The organism is Phocaeicola sp. RTP21198st1_B8_RTP21198_201120, from assembly GCF_040929485.1.
Taxonomy (GTDB): Bacteria; Bacteroidota; Bacteroidia; order Bacteroidales; family Bacteroidaceae; genus Phocaeicola; species Phocaeicola dorei.
In genome coordinates, this window is record NZ_JBCOCI010000036.1 from 14460 (window position 1) to 32007 (window position 17548).

Below are 17548 nucleotides of genomic sequence, written 5' to 3' on the forward strand. Positions count from 1 at the left end.
TTATTTTTTTCTTTTAGGTTTCATTTTCAATGCATCGGGACGCATGTTATAGACTTTCTTTCCGTATGCGGGTTCTGTGCTGAGGCTGGCAGGGATGGGGGCTTTGCCGTTCAGTTTACGAAGCACCATTTCCAAGGCGGCTGCATATTCCTGATGGATGAAAGCATCATCTCTGTCTGTTTGGTTATAAGCAATGTATTGCAGATAGCCTACACATTTGTTGAACCAGAATTCGGGAAGTTCCTCTGCCTTGTATCCCAAACGGGCGATAAATTTCAATCTGCCGATCAACTCTTGTTGGTTGATTGTGGTATCTGCAATCATCGCATCAATCTGGGTAGCTGCCGCTTCATACTTTTGTTCCCGGATATCATTATTGATACGGATCATTTTCAAGTTGAAATCTTTTCCTTCATAGTTGCATAAGGCTTCAATTTCCGCCAATTCGCCGTATGAAGTTTCTTTTGCCAGTTTGGCATCAACATTTTTTTTACCGAAACGCTGACAGAAATCTGCATAATTGTCTGATACTTGCTTTAGGTACGGGTTCATGCCGTTGATGGTGTTTACATATACTTCCCATACATCCGGATCAGTCAGTTTGGCGCCTCCTTTTATTAATTCGTCAAAAGCGGTCTGTACGTTCTTGCGTGCATAGACTGAATAGTGATAATTGATGTAATCAATTAAAAAAGCACGCTCCCTGTTTCCTTTGGTATATTGGTCTTGCAGGTAAAAAGAACGTTTGGTAGGAACGGTTGCGTCTTTTCCTGTCTGAATAAACTGTTCGGGAGTCTGACGACTGCTGCTGTGATGGACGATTTCTTCGGTAGCAGGATCTATGAATGCATAGGTGGGATAACTGCGTACACCGTATTTCTTGGCTAATGTAATTCCTTCACCTTCTTCAGCATCAATTTTGAGGTTGATGAAAGTTTGGTTATAGTAGTAACCCACTGTAGGCAATGAGAATACGGTTTGTGCCATATTCAGGCAAGGTCCGCACCATTGGGTATAGAAATCAATGAATATCAGTTTATTTTCTGCTTTGGCCTTGGCTACGGCTTCTGCCCAAGTAGTGCCGTGTAGGAAATTGATTCCTGCATTCTGGGCACTTAAGTGAATCGCATAGATACATGCGAAAATGAGTAAGATATATTTTTTCATGTCTTTGAATTTAATATGTTAATAACCGGGGTTTTGTTTACATTCCAGATTAGAACTGATTTCTGACGACGGAATGGCATCAATACGGCGGTCTATGATGCGTTGGTAATAATTGTCTCCTTGTGCTTCCGATTTCTCATATTCTTTTTCCAAAGCTTCTCTTAACGTCTTGTTCAAGGCAAGCAGACGGGTGAAATCGGGTTTCTCCGTGTATCCTGCAAAACGGATCATGGCAAACCATTCATGCCAGTTCTCGAAAGACAATTCCAGCATCCATTCGTTGAATATGGCCGTTTCCAGTTCTTCGTTATTGGCTGGAAGAATAATTTCGGCTCCTGCTCTTTCGCGTAGTTTACGGATCGGTGCATAGGCTTCGGATATAGAGGCTCCCGAACGATACAAGGCTTCGGCTTTAATCAGATAAAGTTCGGAAACACGGCTGAAGATGACAGGCATGTCATTGGCATCGTTCAGCAGCTTTTTCACTGACTTCAGATTATAAGCCACGGCAGAACTGCGGCTGTCCATCAAACTGTCTACTTTAGAGAAGATGGCATCGGCGCGAGGATCATCCCCCACCAGTTCCACATACTCATTGGTGGGCCCCCAATAGCCTTGTTTCTTCGTGGGGCTGTTACCATAACATTGCTGGCGGGTGGAAGTGTTGGTTGCATCTTTTTGGTCGAATACACGAGCGAACAGAATCTCTTTGGTTGTTGAAAACTTATCAAAAACGTCACCGTAGTTTGCTTCCGGCAATGGAGCATTTGTATCAATCGCATCATTGACTGCTGCTACCGCTTCTGTGTATTTTCCTGCATACAGCAATACTCTTGCCTTTAATGCCTTGGCTGCTTCTTTAGAAGCTTGTGAAAGCTTTTTCCAATCAGGAGCTTTTTCAATCGCTATTTCCAGTTGATCCAGAATATATTGATAAGAATCGGCTACGGAGCTACGCGCCTTCAAAGCATTGGATACGGATGGAGCTTCATTGCGCATGACCACCCCGTATTCACTGTTCATATCCCAAAATTCGCAGTAACGAACCAAGACGTTGAAGTAGGCCAGAGCACGTAAATAGGCTATTTCACCTAACACTTCGGCTCTACGGTTTCCTGAGAACTCTCCGTCACTCATACGGTTACAGGCTGTTTCCAGGAAGTTGGCATTTTTGATTACAGCGTAATCTGCGTCCCATTCCGTTGCATCACTGAATGATAGGGTAGGCAACATTCGCTCGGAGTAGTAAACGGCATTACCGGCGCTTACAATTTCTTGACGCCACATGGTTCCGGCTTTGAATGAACCACTTACTGTAGGAAATATGACATTGAACCCATTCCCGGGCAAGGAGTAATAGATTCCGTTTAAAGCTAACTCTACAGCAGCGGGTGTTGTGATGGCGCCGTCTAAATCTGCTTCGAATTCGGGCTTTTGGTCCAAGACATCTACCAACTGGCACGAGGAAACGCCCATTGTAAGTAAAGCTAAGAATATATATTTTTTCATTCGATTATACATTTAAATGATTATAAGTTAATTTTTAAACCTGCCGAGAAAGAGCGGAAACCTGGATAAGCTGAGGTTTCATAGTTACCGCCATAATTACTGTTACTGTTTACGGTAGCAGGGTCTGTTCCCGGATAAGAGGTGATCGTGAACAAATTGGTAGCCGAGATAAATAGTTGTCCTTTAATTACTTTGTTTAAAGGTAAATTATAAGTCAGACGCACTTCCTGCAAACGGAAGAAGGAGGCATCAAACAATTCATGATCGGTGAGTCTAGGTACACCGTCACCTATATACAAGGCCGGGTATTTGGCATCTTTGTTGGTGTCAGACCATCTGTCATTCAATCCATAGTCAATCAAACCGGTTAATTGTCCGGGTAGATTCTGCAATGTCTTGTTATAGATCTTCAAGCCACCAATCTGATATCCGAAGTTGGCGAACAAACTAAATTGTTTATAAGATAAATTAGCAGTCAAACCGCCGAACAAATCCGGATCAGGATTACCGATAATAACACGGTCATTGTAGTTGATGATTCCATCCCCGTTCAGGTCTTTGATTTCCAAATGTCCCGGTTTTAAGGAGTTCCCATCGTAATAACTTTGTCCCTTTGATTTAGCATAGGCGTTCAATTCATCTATTCTGGCCTGGTCTTGTATGATACCGGCATATTCATAACCATGGAAAGCTCCCATTGGATAACCTACAGCCAATACTTGGTCGGCATAGCTGCCTTGAACCACTACATCCATAGCTGATTGTGCTTTACCTTCTTCAACCAGTCTGGTGACTTTATTCTTGTTATGTGACATATTCAAGGTCAAATCCAAACTCCAGTCTTTAGTAGATAATACACGGCCCACCAGGTTTATTTCAATACCGCGGTTGGTCAGTGCTCCGATGTTACGGTTCATCTGCATGGAGCCGCCGGTTGCGCTGGGTGGGAAATCAAATGACCAGATCAAGTCTTTGGTATCTTTGATATAGCCGGAGATAGAACCGGTCAGTCGGTAGTCGAACAATGCGAAATCAAGACCTAAATCATATTGGGTCGATTTTTCCCAACGGATGTCGCGGTTACCCACTTGTTTGTGTATAATGGCTGATAGATTATTATAGCTGGTTGCTTCGTATAAATCACGATTAGAGAAGCTGGTTAAGTTTTGGGTACCGGTAGTACCTACGCTGGCACGCAATTTCAAATCATTAATGAATGTCAGGTTTTTCATGAAGTTTTCCTGAGAGATACGCCACGCAATGGCTCCCGAAGGGAAGAAACCATAACGGTTGTTCGAACCAAACATGGATGAACCATCATAACGTCCTGTAAAAGTAAACAGGTAGCGCTCCATTAATTTATAATTGATACGGGCAAATGAAGAGAACAAACCACTTGCATTATATCCGTTGCCCCAAGATGAGATGCTTGCAGCACTTCCCAGATTGGTGTAGATGTCATTATCCGGATAAGTTTGGCCGTTCATGGTGGTGCTACGGCTGATGCCGCGTTCAAAGGAGACACCGGCTACGGCATCCAGTACATGGTTCTTGTTGAACTCATAGTTATAATTCAATGTATTGTCGAATACGGTTTTTGAATATTTATAATGATATTCAGATCCGCTAGCTTCATTTCTAGTACTTAGAAAACTTGGACTAAATGAATTGTTTTCAGTAAATTGTAAATTACCTGATAAGCTGGAACGGAAGCGGAATCCTTTCCAGATATCAACTTCTCCATATACGGTTCCCATGATACGGTAAATATTATTATGGTTCTTCTTATAGGTGTTAGCTACCGGATTGGCACTGCCACTTGATAAATCAAATTCACCATTGTCATTGTATATAGGAAGGTCAGGACGGAAACCTTGCGCACTAAATAGTGAAGTGTTTGCATTATCTTGGTCTGTATAGCTCATATTGGCATTAATACCAAAACGGAGGATAGGCAGCACATTCATTTCTGTAGACACACGTGCGTTATACCGGCTCAGGTCACCTCCTTTGACCATACCTTGCTGATCGAATACTGATAATGAAATAAGGTATTTGGATACTTTACTGCCTCCGCTTACAGTCAAGTCGGCATTATGGCGGATGGCAGTTTGTTTCACTTCGTCAAACCAGTTGGTATTAGCACTACCTAATGCAGTGGAATTAGGCTCAAGAATTTCTAATGCATATTGGTTGGACGGATCATATACCAAGGTTTCTTTAGCGAAGCGGCGTACTGTTTCGCGCCATTCGTCACCATATAAAATACGGAAATTCTTGATCTGGACATCAGTGGTTACATTATAATTGAAGTTGACGGTGGGTTTGGAACCTTCTACTCCTTTTTTGGTGGTAACGATAACTACACCATTTGCAGCACGAGAACCATAGATAGCAGCCGCAGAAGCATCTTTCAGTACGTCCATAGACTGAATGTCATTGGGCGAAATTGCATCCAGCATACTGGGATCTTCTACAGGAACTCCATCGATCACATACAAGGGTTCATTGGAACCGGTCAATGAGGTAGCACCACGCACACGCACGCGGACTGTTTCGCCCGGTACACCGGTATTTTGTGATACCTGTACACCAGCGGCCAAGTTTTGAAGCATGGAAGTTACATTAGGAGTATTTAATTGACTTAATTGTTTTAACCCTACTGAAGCCACAGAACCGGTCAAATCTTTTACAGAAGAAGTACCATAACCTACTACGACCACTTCATCCAGATTGGTTACTTCGCTTTCCATTTTTATATTGAAGACATGTCTGTTACCAATTTTCTCCTTAACCGTCTGCATACCGATAAAGCTGATCATCAGTTCGTCGTTTTTAGTATTTTCGGGATAAGACAACATGAACTGCCCATCCATATTGGCTACAGTACCGAAAGTTGTACCTTGGATGACAATAGAAGCTCCAATGACCGGTTCACCCGTATCATCTTTGATAACTCCGGTAATCGTTCTGCGTTTGGCATTTCTGTCAATCGGTAATATTAACACATAATTGTTTTCTACCAACTCATAACGCATACCTGCCTGGCTACAAATCACTGAAAGTGCTTGCTCCAGAGGTTCTTTGTTTAATGTTAGTTTCAAAGGTACATTGTTTAAAGTTGCATCTTCGTACATGATATTAATGCCGGTTTGCTTTTTGACCATGTTAAGGGCCTCTTTCACACTGATGTTTTCACTTTTGATAGTGACTGTCTTGTCAGCTGATACATTTGCAAACACAGCGTTGAATGTGCAGAATATGCACATTAGCATTACTAAAAACCTCATTTTTGGAGGTTTAGCTACTAAACGCTTCCAAAGCTCGTTTCTTTTCATAAAACTCAAATAACTTATTTAATAATTTAGAATGTTCCTGTTATACAGGGCTTGATTATTGTTTTTTTACTAATATGGTTTCTCCCTTTTTCTCAAACTTGACATCGGATACACGATGAATGATGTCTAGTGCAAAGTCCAAAGGCTTGTTACGGAAAATAACTCCGGTGAATTTCATGGTTTCTAATTCCTTGGATGCTATTTGAATATCTACATTATAGCATCGGGACAGACGGGCTATCAGCAAAGGAAATGGCATTGCGTCAAACTCCATAGCACCCTCAGTCCATGAAATATAGAATTCAGTATCTACTTTGGAAACTTTTGATTGTGCAGAAGAGTAATGTTCGCCTGGTAGTAGATAATATTCACCTGATGGAGCATTTACCTTTAATTTTCCTTCAATTAAGGTTACTGATAATTCTTCATCGGGATAAGCCGAGATATTGAAAGTTGTTCCTAATACATAAATAGCATGGTCGTGTGTTTTTATTATGAAAGGGCGGGCTTCATCGTGTGTTACCTCAAACATGGCCTCTCCTTCCAAAGTGACTTCTCGGGTATCTCCGAATTGAACCGGAAAATCAATATGAGAGTCCGCATTCATTTTTACTTTTGTGCCATCAGCTAATACTATTGCGTACTCCGAACCTTTTGGCACTATAATTTTATTCTGTAATAATTCAGTATCCAGTTTGGGTTTGTGGGGGGAATCACTTTCTTGAGGAAATATGATTTCTCCATTGTTGATATGACTTCCATTGATTTCCCGTTGGTTTTCATAGAGGGGAACTACAGAATGGTTTGCTTGTACCCAGGTGGCTTTAGGAGTTTCTGTGTTTTTGGGAAGAGGGGATTGTTGTGGCTGTTCGTTTTGGGCAATGGCAGGTACTGGCTTCTGGCCATTGAAATATAAAATGGAGGTAATTCCTATTAGTATTGCTATTGCAGCGGCCGAGGAATAAATAGCGATACGGCGATGAATAGTATGGGACCGGTTACAACGGTGTTGAATAGACTTCCATGAGGCTTCTTTATCAAACTGATGTAATAAGTTAAGTTGGTTGTTTACATGGTGGAGTGAAAGTAACTTCACAAAGATTTCTCTATGCGATGCGTCTTCTTCAATCCATAGCTTTAATTCTTCCAATTCCTGCTCGTTAAGCTGATGGGACAGGTATTTTTGAATTAGTGTTTCCGTTTTACTCTTTTGCATAATTGTTGTACAGTTTAACAGAAGTATCACAAATACGCAAAATGGGTGACAAAAATCTGAATAAATTTATAAATTAAATAAGATTAGAATTTCTATCATATTGAAACGACGCAACATTTTTAGTGCGCGTGATAGATGGGTTTTTACTGTATTTACGGAAATATGGAGCTCTTCAGCTACTTCTTTGTACTTTTTATCTTCCAGAACAATTTTGACTAGAACATTGTACTCTTGTTCTGGCAATTTTTTTAATTCAGTCAGTAGCTGGTTTCTTTTTTGCAATAGTTCTTCCTCATCATAAAAGTCATCGATAGGAGAAGAAGATTCTTCTTCCATTTCGTCTAAAGAAAAGTAACGTTCTCGCTGCACTTTTGTCAGTGAAGAGAAACGGACGGCATTGAACAACCATGCGTGCAGATTGGAGGAAATGGTGGTATGTGAGTTTTTGTCCCAAAAACTGACAAATAGATTCTGTACAATATCTTCTGAAGTTTCCGTAGAGCCTGTGAATTGTACAGAGTAGAGGCATAAAGGGAGATAATAAGTATCATACAGTAGACGAAAGGCCTTTTCTTTGTTTTCAGCAAAGAGAGCTAGTATCCTTTCGTCTACTTCATTATATCTATTGTATTTTCTTGCATTATTGTTCATGGATGCCTTTTGCGGCACAAAATTAGGAATTTAACCGACACGATATACGACTTTCACCGATTAAAAATGCAAAAAGTACAATGTATTATGAATATTTTCTTTATTTTTCAATTCTGAACCAGTCAGCGTCTGTCCATCCTCCGTCATTGGTTACAATAGCGGGGCGCGTACAGAAGATACCTACCTTGGCTCCTATCCATTTACCTTCTTTTACTTGGAAAGTTTCTCCTAATGGCTGGAATTTCTTGCCGTCCGTACTGTAACTGAGGTTACATTTCACTAATAAGTCGTGACCGCCTTCACTGGCTTTAATCTTGTCTCCTTTTGCAGAAAATTTAGCGCGAAGATAGATTGTGCCGCCTTTTAAGGGAACGGAAGCATTTACTTTTTCAGTAGCCCCCCGATCGGCTTTCAGGCACTCCACTTGTGACAGGACAAGTCCGTTGTCTGTGTTTTCAACAACTAATCCGGCATAATCCATTCCCATTACAACCAGTCCCGTACGTTCACCTTTATATTTTTCTGTCGGCTTGAAAGTAAGCTTGGTGGTGGCAGTAAAATTGGGAGCCGGGGTTTTTTGTAGCATCAGATTAGAAACATTCCATAAACTTTTATAATCTTCGGGAACTGGGTAGGAGTATAGACGTACAAATCCTTCTCCTCCGTTGAAATAAGCCCATTTTTCATTGATGTTAGCCTGCCATTGCCATTGAGGAGACAATGTATAACCATCAAACTCGTCACTTTCTTGCGGGGTACAAATAGGATAGTTCTTACCTACATTAGGCTTTTTATAAGTCAGAACAGGTTCACCACAACCATCGCCGTCTTTATCAACACCTATAACGGGCCAGTCATCAACCCATTTCATAGGTTGCAGGTGGACTAAGCGTCCGTAAGCTCCTACGTCTTGGAAGTGCATGAACCAGTCTTCTCCTGTAGGGGTGTCTACCCAACCGCCTTGATGAGGTCCGTTGACGGGAGAGTTGCCTTGCGCTAATACTGTTTTCCATTCGTATGGACCGTATACGTTTTTTGAGCGAAGTACGACTTGCCATCCTGTAGGAACGCCGCCTGCCGGATGGAAGATGTAATAGTATCCATTACGTTTATAGAATTTGGGCCCTTCACAAGTTTGATGTGCTTCATGACCATCGAAAATGATACGGGATTGTGTGATAGCTTTACTTGCATCAGCACTTAGCTCACAAATTGTAATTACACTTTTCAGTCCGGCCCGGCTTCCTGCATAAGCGTGAACCAGATATACACGACCGTCATCATCCCATAATGGGGTCGTGTCGATGATGCCCTTTCCAGCTTTCACCAAAACTGGCTCGCTCCAGGGACCTTTCGGATCTTTGGCTTTCACCATGAATACTCCTTGGTCCGGGTCACCCCAGAATATATAGAATTCACCGTTATGGTGACGGATACTGGGTGCCCATACACGGTTGCCATGTTCAGGACGGACATCGGTAACAGGGGGCAGTGCGTAGGGTACAGCCGCACCTATGATAGTCCAGTTGACAAGGTCTTTGGAGTGTAATATTTGTAAACCGGGCAGACAGTTGAAACTGGATGAGGTCAAATAATAATCGTTTCCTACACGGCAAATGTCCGGATCGGAGTAATCCGCATACAGGACTGGATTTTTGTAGGTTCCATTGCCTTGATCGGCCACCCAGGCTTGGGATACATAATTCTGTGCGGGAGCAGATAAAAAACAGCTTCCTAGCAGACAGAGAGTGATTAGTCGTTTCATGGTTTTAGATTTTTTATTTAATCGTAATTTTGCAAGGATGTTCCAATTCTTTTCTCCATTGGGGAAGATAATTGAACCAGTCTTTCATATCTTTAAATCCGAAACTTTCTTTTTTTGAGGTGAAAGTAACGTAATAGTGGAAATGCTGTTGCCCCAGTGCTTGTAAGGTATATAAGTAGTTTGATCCGTCTTGTACTTCTTTACCGATATATTTAGGAATGAAAGTTCCCATACCTGTTGTTTCCTTCACATAGCCTATGGTGTCTGTGACAGGCCAGTCGGTTCCCCAGCTTCCAGTCAGTCCTTTATGGTCGCTCATGTGACCTCCTTCTTTCAGAATCTGTACACCTGCTGCAAAGACTTCCTGTTTAAGCGGACGGTCAAACAGGACATCTACCTTCATGTCTCGATGACCGCCATAGATGGTATATCGATTGATCATGTTCAAATCGTTTCCTTGATATTCCCAACCGATGACTTCTGCTTCGACGATGGCACGTACAGGTCCGGAGGCTAGTACACGTTCCGTGCGGTTTACTACTGGTTTTATGTGGGTCGCTTCAGTACCATTCCAACCTTTTAATGCACCTACACCACCACTATTGTAAACACGTAGCGCATCATCTCCGTAGCCGTTGGCACGTTGCGCTTTGGTAGGGTAGAAACAAGTCTCTTTTATTTCCAGTCTTTTATTTACTTTGCTATATGGATCTACCGTCTGTTTTTCATTGAAATAGATACGATAGGCAACTAATTCACTCTCTATAGCCGGTCCGTGATGGTAAACAAAACTATATACATTCTCGGTTCCTGCCGCTGAAAATCCCGTAATATTGGCGAATTTGTTGTTATGTCCGTAAGCTTTCATTTGGGCATAAGTACGTGCCGGATAGTTTTTTTCACTTTTTTCTGAAGAGAGAATTACACGGAAACTTTTATTGCTTTTGGCTGGCATATCGATAAGGAAAGCCAGTTCGTCAGCACGTGCGTCACCGTTCAGATCGTCTAGTTGGGACGGAATTTCTTTATTACCTTCCCATACAGTGGCGGATTTGATGTTGAAACCTGCTTTCAGGTTATTTAAATCTATCACTACCGGTTCATCGGTCTTATTTTGAGTCCATTCATTACTGACTTCTACGGTCAGTGTCTTTTCGCCTTTTTGTGCAAAAGAGTTGGTAAAGCATCCTGCTAATAATGTGAGGACAATAATTGAGCGCTTTTTCATAATGATGTATAGTTTATTATTTTAAGCACGGATCATACGGATTACACAGTGTTAGTATGAAAACCGTGTTTATCCGTGCAATCCGTGCTTTACTATTTTTATAAATTAAGTGGAGAAATGCACTAATGGGTGTAAGAATTAGAAGTTGAGTTCTTCTCCTTGTGCCCCGATTTCAGCATGATTCTTTCCGTCTATCATTACATTGGAAACATTTTGCATCTTCAAGTTCTTTCCACTTTTTAATAACTCTATTTTGATATTTTTCATATTAACTTCGTCGGCTTCGCTTAATACTACACCTTCTTTAGCATTAGATACGATGATATTCTCCATATTGATATTCTTGATTCTCATCTCAGGCAAACCATTGAAGAACACAGCCCTGCCTGCTCCGTTACAGGTTACATCTTTGATAAAGATATTACGGAATATCGGAGTTTCTTCTGTTACAGGAGGGATGGTAGTTTCTGCTTTCTTTTCATCCTGATTAGGGTCTTCACCACGACCTTTTCCACCATAGTATAAATTGAATATTAATGCTTCGTTCGGAATATTAATCATGTTGATATTGCTGATGTAGATATTCTCTACCAATCCGCCACGCCCACGATTACTTTTAAAGCGTAAGCCAACATCTGTACCCATGAAAGTACAATTGTCTACATATATGTTGTTTACGCCTCCTGACATCTCACTACCTACAACAAAACCTCCATGTCCATGTAATACGGTGTTGTTCATAACGATGACATTTTGACAAGGTTCACCGCGTTTGCGCCCTTGTTCGTCCTTTCCTGACTTTATACAGATACCATCATCTCCTGCATCAAATGAGTTGTTGATAATCAATGCTTTATTACATGATTCCAAATCAAGAGCATCTCCGTTTTGTGAGTACCAAGGATTAGAAACTGTAACTTTATTAATTGTAATATTTTCACATGATAGCGGATGTAAGCACCAACTAGGTGAATTTTTGAATGTCGCTCCTTCCAGCAATACCTTATTACATTTGATGAAACTTAGCAATACAGGACGTAACCAATCGCGCATGTAGTCCCAGTCAGAATCGGTAAGTTCTCCACGAGGTACATTGAAGTTGTCTTTTGATAGGATAGCACCTTTCAATGCACCTTCACTGGGATACCAGATTCTTCCGTCGGCATCTACTACACCACCAGAGGCGATCAATTTTTTCCATTGACCTTCAGTCAGTTTATCTTTCTTGGTCGGACGCCATGTGTCTCCATTACCATCAAATACTCCGTGACCTGTAATCGCTATATTTTCAGCATTACGTGCTGAAATAGGAGACTGGCAACGACGGGTTTCCAAACCTTCAAAAGACGTGTTTATAATGGGATATAGTGAATGGTCTGCACTGAATAATACTAATGCATTCTTTTCTGTATATAGATTCACATTGCTCAATAGTTCGATGGGACCGGTCAACCACAAGCCTTCAGGGATAATGACTTTACCACCGCCTTTGGCATTAACCTGTTGGATTGCATCATTAATAGCCTTTGTGTTTAAAGTAATACCGTCTGGTTTGGCACCGAAATCTATGATGTTTACCGAATAGTCTGGGAAAGTAGGTTGTTCAACTTTATCCATCTTGAAAGGGAGACTTGTATAGATGGCGGGATCTATGATATCTTCTACAATAGTCGTAGACGGACAATTATTACATCCGGTCAAAAGGGGGATTAAACATGTGGCAGGAAGTAATAGAATCTTCTTTATTAAAGTAGTCATTGGTATTATATATGTTTAAGATTAATAATTATCTAGTTGATTGTTGCTTTAAGAAGTCTTATCACTCTCCCGTAAAAGACCCTCACGGGCTATTTACGGGAGTAGCAATAATGTTTCATGTTAACCTAATTCTAACCTTAAATAAATATTATGAAAAAACCTCTTAATTCGATGGCAAATATAACTGAAAGAATTGTCCTTTATGTGCACTATTTGATAGAATAAGTGGATTTTTTGTTAAATTCTCATTTAGCTGAAACCTTAAATGGTAAAAATTAGTTTTATAATTGCATTATTTCTTCATTTGTGTGCAAAAAAAGCTATGATTAATTTATTTGTTTGTATCTTTGCAAACTAATTTAACAATAAAGAAGGTATGAGTTACAATTTGTTGAAAGGAAAAAGAGGTATTATTTTTGGTGCATTGAACGAACAGTCTATCGCATGGAAAGTTGCTGAAAAGGCTGTAGAAGAAGGTGCGTCCATTACATTGTCCAATACTCCGGTAGCTGTCCGCATGGGAGAAGTTTCTGCTTTAGCTGAGAAACTGAATTGTGAGGTAATTCCAGCAGATGCAACCAGCGTTGAAGATTTGGAGAATGTTTTCAAACGTTCGATGGAAATATTAGGTGGAAAAATAGATTTCGTTCTTCATTCTATCGGTATGTCTCCTAACGTTCGTAAGAAACGTACTTATGATGACCTCGATTATGATATGTTGAGCAAGACTTTGGATATATCTGCCGTTTCGTTCCACAAAATGATTCAAGCTGCTAAAAAGCTGGATGCTATTGCAGAGTATGGTTCAATTCTGGCATTGAGTTATGTTGCTGCGCAACGTACATTCTATGGATATAATGATATGGCGGATGCAAAAGCATTGCTTGAATCTATCGCGCGCAGTTTTGGTTACATTTATGGTCGTGAACATCATGTGCGTGTGAATACCATATCTCAGTCGCCGACTATGACTACTGCCGGCTCAGGTGTGAAAGGTATGGATAAACTGTTTGATTTTGCTAACCGTATGTCACCATTAGGCAATGCTTCGGCAGACGAATGTGCAGATTACTGTATTGTAATGTTCTCTGACCTGACTCGCAAAGTGACTATGCAGAATTTATATCACGATGGAGGCTTCTCCAGTGTAGGTATGAGTTTGCGTGCCATGGCAACTTATGAAAAAGGTTTGGACGAATATAAAGACGAAAACGGAAATATCATTTACGGATAAGAAATAGATGATACGCAAAATTATATTCATATTAGTGGGATGTCTTGTTGCTCTTTCCTCCTGTCAATGGGATGGGAAGAGTGGCAATACTGCTGATGTGGATGTAAGAGTTGCCCGTTATGATCGTTTGCAGTATGAGTATGTTACGATGAATAGTTTCTCGGCACTGCAAAAAATGAATACGGACTATCCTCAGGTTACCAAGCTGTTGATAGAAGATGTATTGGCGATAGGTGAGGTGGATGACATGAAGATTAACGACCGGATGTTGGAATATTATTCGGATTCTACCTTATTGACTTTGATGCACGATGCCGAAGAGAAATTTAAGGATCTTAGTTGGGTTGAGGAAAAACTGACTAAAGGTTTCAAACGTTTGAAGAAAGAGGTTCCTGCATTGTTTGTACCTCATTTTTATGCTCAAATAGCTGCGCTGAATCAGTCGGTTGTAGTTGGGGATAGTATTTTGGGCTTTAGTATTGATAAGTATATGGGGGCGGATTATCCTTTATATAAACGCTTCTATTATGACTATCAATGTCGCAGTATGGAGCCTGATCGTATTGTTCCGGATTGTTTTACCTTTTATTTGCTGAGTCAGTATCCTTTGCCATGGCAGCCTGGTCGTACTTTATTAGATATGATTATGCATCGTGGAAAGATAAATTGGATAGTGGCTCATATTTTAGGGTATGAATCTTTTGAGAAAGAGATGGGATATAGTGAGGATGAGGCTGAGTGGTGCAGGAAGAACAAAATAAGTCTGTGGAAGACAATGGTTGAAAATGGTCATTTATATGCTACCGATCCTCTTGTTGTACGTACTTATATACGCAAGGATCCCTTTATTTCTATTATGGGTGAGAAAACTCCTGCAAGCATTGGAGTATGGATGGGGATTTTGCTGATTGATGAATATATGAAAAAGCATCCTGATATGACAATAAAGGATTTGTTGGCTAAAACAGATTATCATCAGATGTTAGCTGAAACAGATTTCAAACCTTGATATTTTGACTGATTAGTAGTATGATGGAAGTTGCTTTGTATCTATTGCCTGTCACATTGGGCGAAACTCCTGTGGAAAATGTGTTACCTGTGTATAATAAAGAGGTCATTCTCGGCATCAAACATTTTATTGTAGAAGATGTACGCTCGGCACGTCGCTTTTTGAAAAAGGTAGATCGTGGGATTGACATAGATGCATTGACTTTTTATCCATTGAACAAACATACTTCTCCTGAAGATATTTCCGGTTATCTGAAACCTTTGTTAGCCGGACAGTCCATGGGAGTTATTTCTGAAGCCGGTTGTCCGGCTGTTGCCGATCCTGGAGCGGATGTGGTTGCTATTGCTCAGCGTAAGAATCTTAAAGTGGTGCCTTTGGTAGGACCTTCCTCTATTATTATGTCTGTTATGGGGTCGGGTTTTAATGGACAAAGTTTTGCTTTTCATGGTTATTTGCCTATTGAGTCTGGTGAGCGTGCAAAACGTATTAAGGTATTGGAGCAGCGTGTTTATGCAGAAGATCAGACGCAGCTTTTTATTGAAACTCCTTATCGTAATAATAAGATGGTGGAAGATATTCTTAAGAATTGCCGTCCGCAAACCAAACTTTGTATTGCTGCCAATATTACGTGTGAAGGAGAATATATCAAGACTAAGACAATAAAGGAGTGGCAGGGGAAATTGCCGGACTTATCGAAGATTCCCTGCATATTCTTGATTTATAAGTAGTGCGATAACAGATATTCATTTAAATTCCTCCCACATTTGTGCCACTATGTTCAGATGATCTACTTCTTCTTTTAGAAAAGAACTATATTGGGCAGAATTCATTTCTATTTCTTCGGGAGTAACAAATTTCCCTCCAGTAAAATGTATCTGTTCTTCGTCATTTAAAGGAAGAATATATAGCATGATGATTTTTTTTACTCCATTGGTTTCTTTTACCAAATGTTTCAGACTGAAGCGTGGCTCCGGTTGTCCGGTAATATGGTTGCTATATTTATTTTCTACTTCTTTGGCATATTTATCCGTATCTGTCTTGCAGGCATAAATGTAGTCTTCCATAGGTATGTCCAACTTGCCGGGTTCTTCACCTTGATAACTGCGGGGGGCAACATAAATCTTTCCATTGCAAATAGGGGCGATACGTAAGAAAGGCATTTTTTTATAAGTTAAACTGATTGTTTTCACAAAAGCATGATTGACAATAATGCAAATGACATATATCAAAGGAGGGATGATGTGGGTCATAGCGTAAAGGGTATTATAAGAAAGTGGACTGAAAAATAAATAAATTATACAGGAAGCAAACAAGTGAATGCCGGATAAAACAGCTATAACCTGTGTGGCCCAACAGTTCAGAATAGATATCTTATAATGAAAGTAGGAGAATAGTTTTGCATAAAAATTGGGGACCATGAGGTAGAGTAGTGAAAAACAGAGTATCAGTATTTCTAACGTAATGGGAACTGTTCGGTCCGGAATAAGCATATCTCCGCTTATACCTTTTATGATGGATGCAATGATTAATGCCAAAGTTCCATGTAGTAATACTAGGTTTGGCTGATAAACAGGAGGTTTGACAAGTCTGTATAGGATATAAATAATGCTAGCCAAACTACAGACATACAAAACAGCTGCATCTTGAAAGAAAATGCAGAAAATCATACATACGATGGTTGGAATTAACCCTGTAGACATGATTAAATTCTTGTATTCCAGTAACGATTTCATTCTCTCTATCTCTATTTATATCTTTATAACAAAAAAGATATAAAGTTGGTTTACTCGTTACCCTTTAAATTTTATATGTTTTTCTGCATGATAGGAGGAACGTACCAAAGGTGCGCTTTCCACTTCTCGGAATCCTTTCTTTAATCCAATTGTTCTATACTGTTTGAATTGATCGGGGGTAATATATTCCGCTACCGGATAATGGCGGTGGGTGGGTTGTAGATATTGGCCAATAGTAAGTATCTTGCAACCTTGTGCCAATAAATCGTCCATGACTTCTTCTACTTCTTCCGGCCGTTCTCCCAAACCTACCATAATACCGGATTTAGCTGTAATACCATTATTGGCTATTTGTTTGATGACCTTTAAACTGGTTGCATAGTTGGCTGCACTTCGTACCAAGGGACTGATGCGGCGTACGGTTTCCATATTGTGTGAAATGATGTCTGGTTTGGCGTCAATGACTAGCTGAATCAGTTCGCTTCTTCCTTGAAAATCAGGAATTAAAACTTCGGACGTGGTTTCCGGATTCAATCGTTTGATTTCTGAAATCGTTTTAGCCCAATGGGCAGCACCCAAATCATTTAGATCATCACGGTCTACAGAAGTAATAACGGCATGGGATAATTTCATGAGTTGAATGGACTCTGCTACATGGGTCGGTTCTTCAGGGTCTAACGGAAGAGGTCGTCCGGTCTGTGTGTTGCAAAATTTGCAGGAACGGGTACAAATTTCGCCACCTATCATAAAAGTGGCAGTACCTTTTCCCCAGCATTCTCCCATATTGGGACATCGTCCGCTACTACAAATGGTATGTAGTTTATGAGAATCTACAATATGTTTGGTCTCGGTATATCGAGCGTTTGCCCCTATGCTTATTTTAAGCCAGTCTGGTTTTTTAACATGATTCATGATGATATTAGATTTATAATTCACCACA

13 protein-coding genes are annotated in these 17548 nt (G+C 40.4%); 3 read left to right on the forward strand and 10 right to left on the reverse strand.

Annotated elements, in window-relative coordinates; genetic code table 11:
• From AB5935_RS13775 to AB5935_RS13810, 8 genes are all read right to left on the reverse strand, one after another.
• Nucleotides 1-1167, reverse strand: a complete 1167-nt coding sequence (locus AB5935_RS13775) for a thioredoxin family protein (protein WP_038610922.1) — start codon at nucleotides 1165-1167, stop codon at nucleotides 1-3.
• An 18-nt stretch (nucleotides 1168-1185) separates the two neighbouring features.
• Nucleotides 1186-2676, reverse strand: coding sequence for a RagB/SusD family nutrient uptake outer membrane protein (locus AB5935_RS13780; RefSeq protein ID WP_007845836.1), 1491 nt, complete (start codon nucleotides 2674-2676; stop codon nucleotides 1186-1188).
• A 20-nt stretch (nucleotides 2677-2696) separates the two neighbouring features.
• Entirely contained in the window at nucleotides 2697-6014 is a 3318-nt protein-coding gene (locus AB5935_RS13785; protein WP_007836137.1) for a SusC/RagA family TonB-linked outer membrane protein, read from the reverse strand.
• Nucleotides 6015-6069: 55 nt separating this feature from the next.
• Nucleotides 6070-7230, reverse strand: a complete 1161-nt coding sequence (locus AB5935_RS13790; protein WP_007836134.1) for a FecR family protein — start codon at nucleotides 7228-7230, stop codon at nucleotides 6070-6072.
• Between the two features lie 66 nt (nucleotides 7231-7296).
• Nucleotides 7297-7881: an RNA polymerase sigma factor gene (locus tag AB5935_RS13795; protein ID WP_368327457.1), complete on the reverse strand. Its 585-nt coding sequence runs from the start codon at nucleotides 7879-7881 to the stop codon at nucleotides 7297-7299.
• 100 nt (nucleotides 7882-7981) lie between these two features.
• Complete coding sequence (locus AB5935_RS13800; RefSeq protein ID WP_007836130.1) at nucleotides 7982-9646, reverse strand: glycoside hydrolase 43 family protein; 1665 nt, start codon at nucleotides 9644-9646, stop codon at nucleotides 7982-7984.
• 13 nt (nucleotides 9647-9659) lie between these two features.
• A complete protein-coding gene (locus tag AB5935_RS13805; protein WP_038610917.1) occupies nucleotides 9660-10874 on the reverse strand; it encodes a DUF4861 domain-containing protein in 1215 nt (404 codons plus the stop codon).
• Between the two features lie 138 nt (nucleotides 10875-11012).
• The gene (locus AB5935_RS13810; protein WP_007840741.1) at nucleotides 11013-12632 is read right to left on the reverse strand and encodes a glycoside hydrolase family 28 protein; all 1620 of its coding nucleotides are present in this window, start codon (nucleotides 12630-12632) and stop codon (nucleotides 11013-11015) included.
• Between the two features lie 376 nt (nucleotides 12633-13008).
• Between AB5935_RS13810 and AB5935_RS13815 the strand changes: the two genes are divergently transcribed.
• Genes AB5935_RS13815 through AB5935_RS13825 form a run of 3 tightly spaced genes read left to right on the forward strand, consistent with a single transcriptional unit; the run spans nucleotide 13009 to nucleotide 15603 of the window.
• Complete coding sequence (locus AB5935_RS13815; protein WP_005845903.1) at nucleotides 13009-13866, forward strand: enoyl-ACP reductase; 858 nt, start codon at nucleotides 13009-13011, stop codon at nucleotides 13864-13866.
• Between the two features lie 7 nt (nucleotides 13867-13873).
• Nucleotides 13874-14875: a hypothetical protein gene (locus AB5935_RS13820; RefSeq protein WP_007836120.1), complete on the forward strand. Its 1002-nt coding sequence runs from the start codon at nucleotides 13874-13876 to the stop codon at nucleotides 14873-14875.
• Between the two features lie 23 nt (nucleotides 14876-14898).
• Entirely contained in the window at nucleotides 14899-15603 is a 705-nt protein-coding gene (locus AB5935_RS13825; protein ID WP_008656313.1) for an SAM-dependent methyltransferase, read from the forward strand.
• A 15-nt stretch (nucleotides 15604-15618) separates the two neighbouring features.
• Here the strand turns inward: AB5935_RS13825 and AB5935_RS13830 are convergent, their stop codons facing one another.
• Together AB5935_RS13830 and lipA are read right to left on the reverse strand one after the other, a co-directional pair.
• Nucleotides 15619-16608 (reverse strand): hypothetical protein, encoded by a 990-nt coding sequence (locus tag AB5935_RS13830; RefSeq protein ID WP_038610914.1) that lies wholly within the window; start codon nucleotides 16606-16608, stop codon nucleotides 15619-15621.
• A 57-nt stretch (nucleotides 16609-16665) separates the two neighbouring features.
• Nucleotides 16666-17520: a lipoyl synthase gene (gene lipA, locus AB5935_RS13835; RefSeq protein WP_038612530.1), complete on the reverse strand. Its 855-nt coding sequence runs from the start codon at nucleotides 17518-17520 to the stop codon at nucleotides 16666-16668.
• Nucleotides 17521-17548: the final 28 nt, after the last annotated feature.

Excerpts from the sequence above, each read along its gene's own strand:
- AB5935_RS13775 (WP_038610922.1), bottom strand. The coding sequence starts at position 1,167 with ATGAAAAAATATATCTTACTCATTTTCGCATGTATCTATGCGATTCAC.
- AB5935_RS13780 (WP_007845836.1), bottom strand. The coding sequence starts at position 2,676 with ATGAAAAAATATATATTCTTAGCTTTACTTACAATGGGCGTTTCCTCG.
- AB5935_RS13785 (WP_007836137.1), bottom strand. The coding sequence starts at position 6,014 with ATGAAAAGAAACGAGCTTTGGAAGCGTTTAGTAGCTAAACCTCCAAAA.
- AB5935_RS13790 (WP_007836134.1), bottom strand. The coding sequence starts at position 7,230 with ATGCAAAAGAGTAAAACGGAAACACTAATTCAAAAATACCTGTCCCAT.
- AB5935_RS13795 (WP_368327457.1), bottom strand. The coding sequence starts at position 7,881 with ATGAACAATAATGCAAGAAAATACAATAGATATAATGAAGTAGACGAA.
- AB5935_RS13800 (WP_007836130.1), bottom strand. The coding sequence starts at position 9,646 with ATGAAACGACTAATCACTCTCTGTCTGCTAGGAAGCTGTTTTTTATCT.
- AB5935_RS13805 (WP_038610917.1), bottom strand. The coding sequence starts at position 10,874 with ATGAAAAAGCGCTCAATTATTGTCCTCACATTATTAGCAGGATGCTTT.
- AB5935_RS13810 (WP_007840741.1), bottom strand. The coding sequence starts at position 12,632 with ATGACTACTTTAATAAAGAAGATTCTATTACTTCCTGCCACATGTTTA.
- AB5935_RS13815 (WP_005845903.1), top strand. The coding sequence starts at position 13,009 with ATGAGTTACAATTTGTTGAAAGGAAAAAGAGGTATTATTTTTGGTGCA.
- AB5935_RS13820 (WP_007836120.1), top strand. The coding sequence starts at position 13,874 with ATGATACGCAAAATTATATTCATATTAGTGGGATGTCTTGTTGCTCTT.
- AB5935_RS13825 (WP_008656313.1), top strand. The coding sequence starts at position 14,899 with ATGGAAGTTGCTTTGTATCTATTGCCTGTCACATTGGGCGAAACTCCT.
- AB5935_RS13830 (WP_038610914.1), bottom strand. The coding sequence starts at position 16,608 with ATGAAATCGTTACTGGAATACAAGAATTTAATCATGTCTACAGGGTTA.
- lipA (WP_038612530.1), bottom strand. The coding sequence starts at position 17,520 with ATGAATCATGTTAAAAAACCAGACTGGCTTAAAATAAGCATAGGGGCA.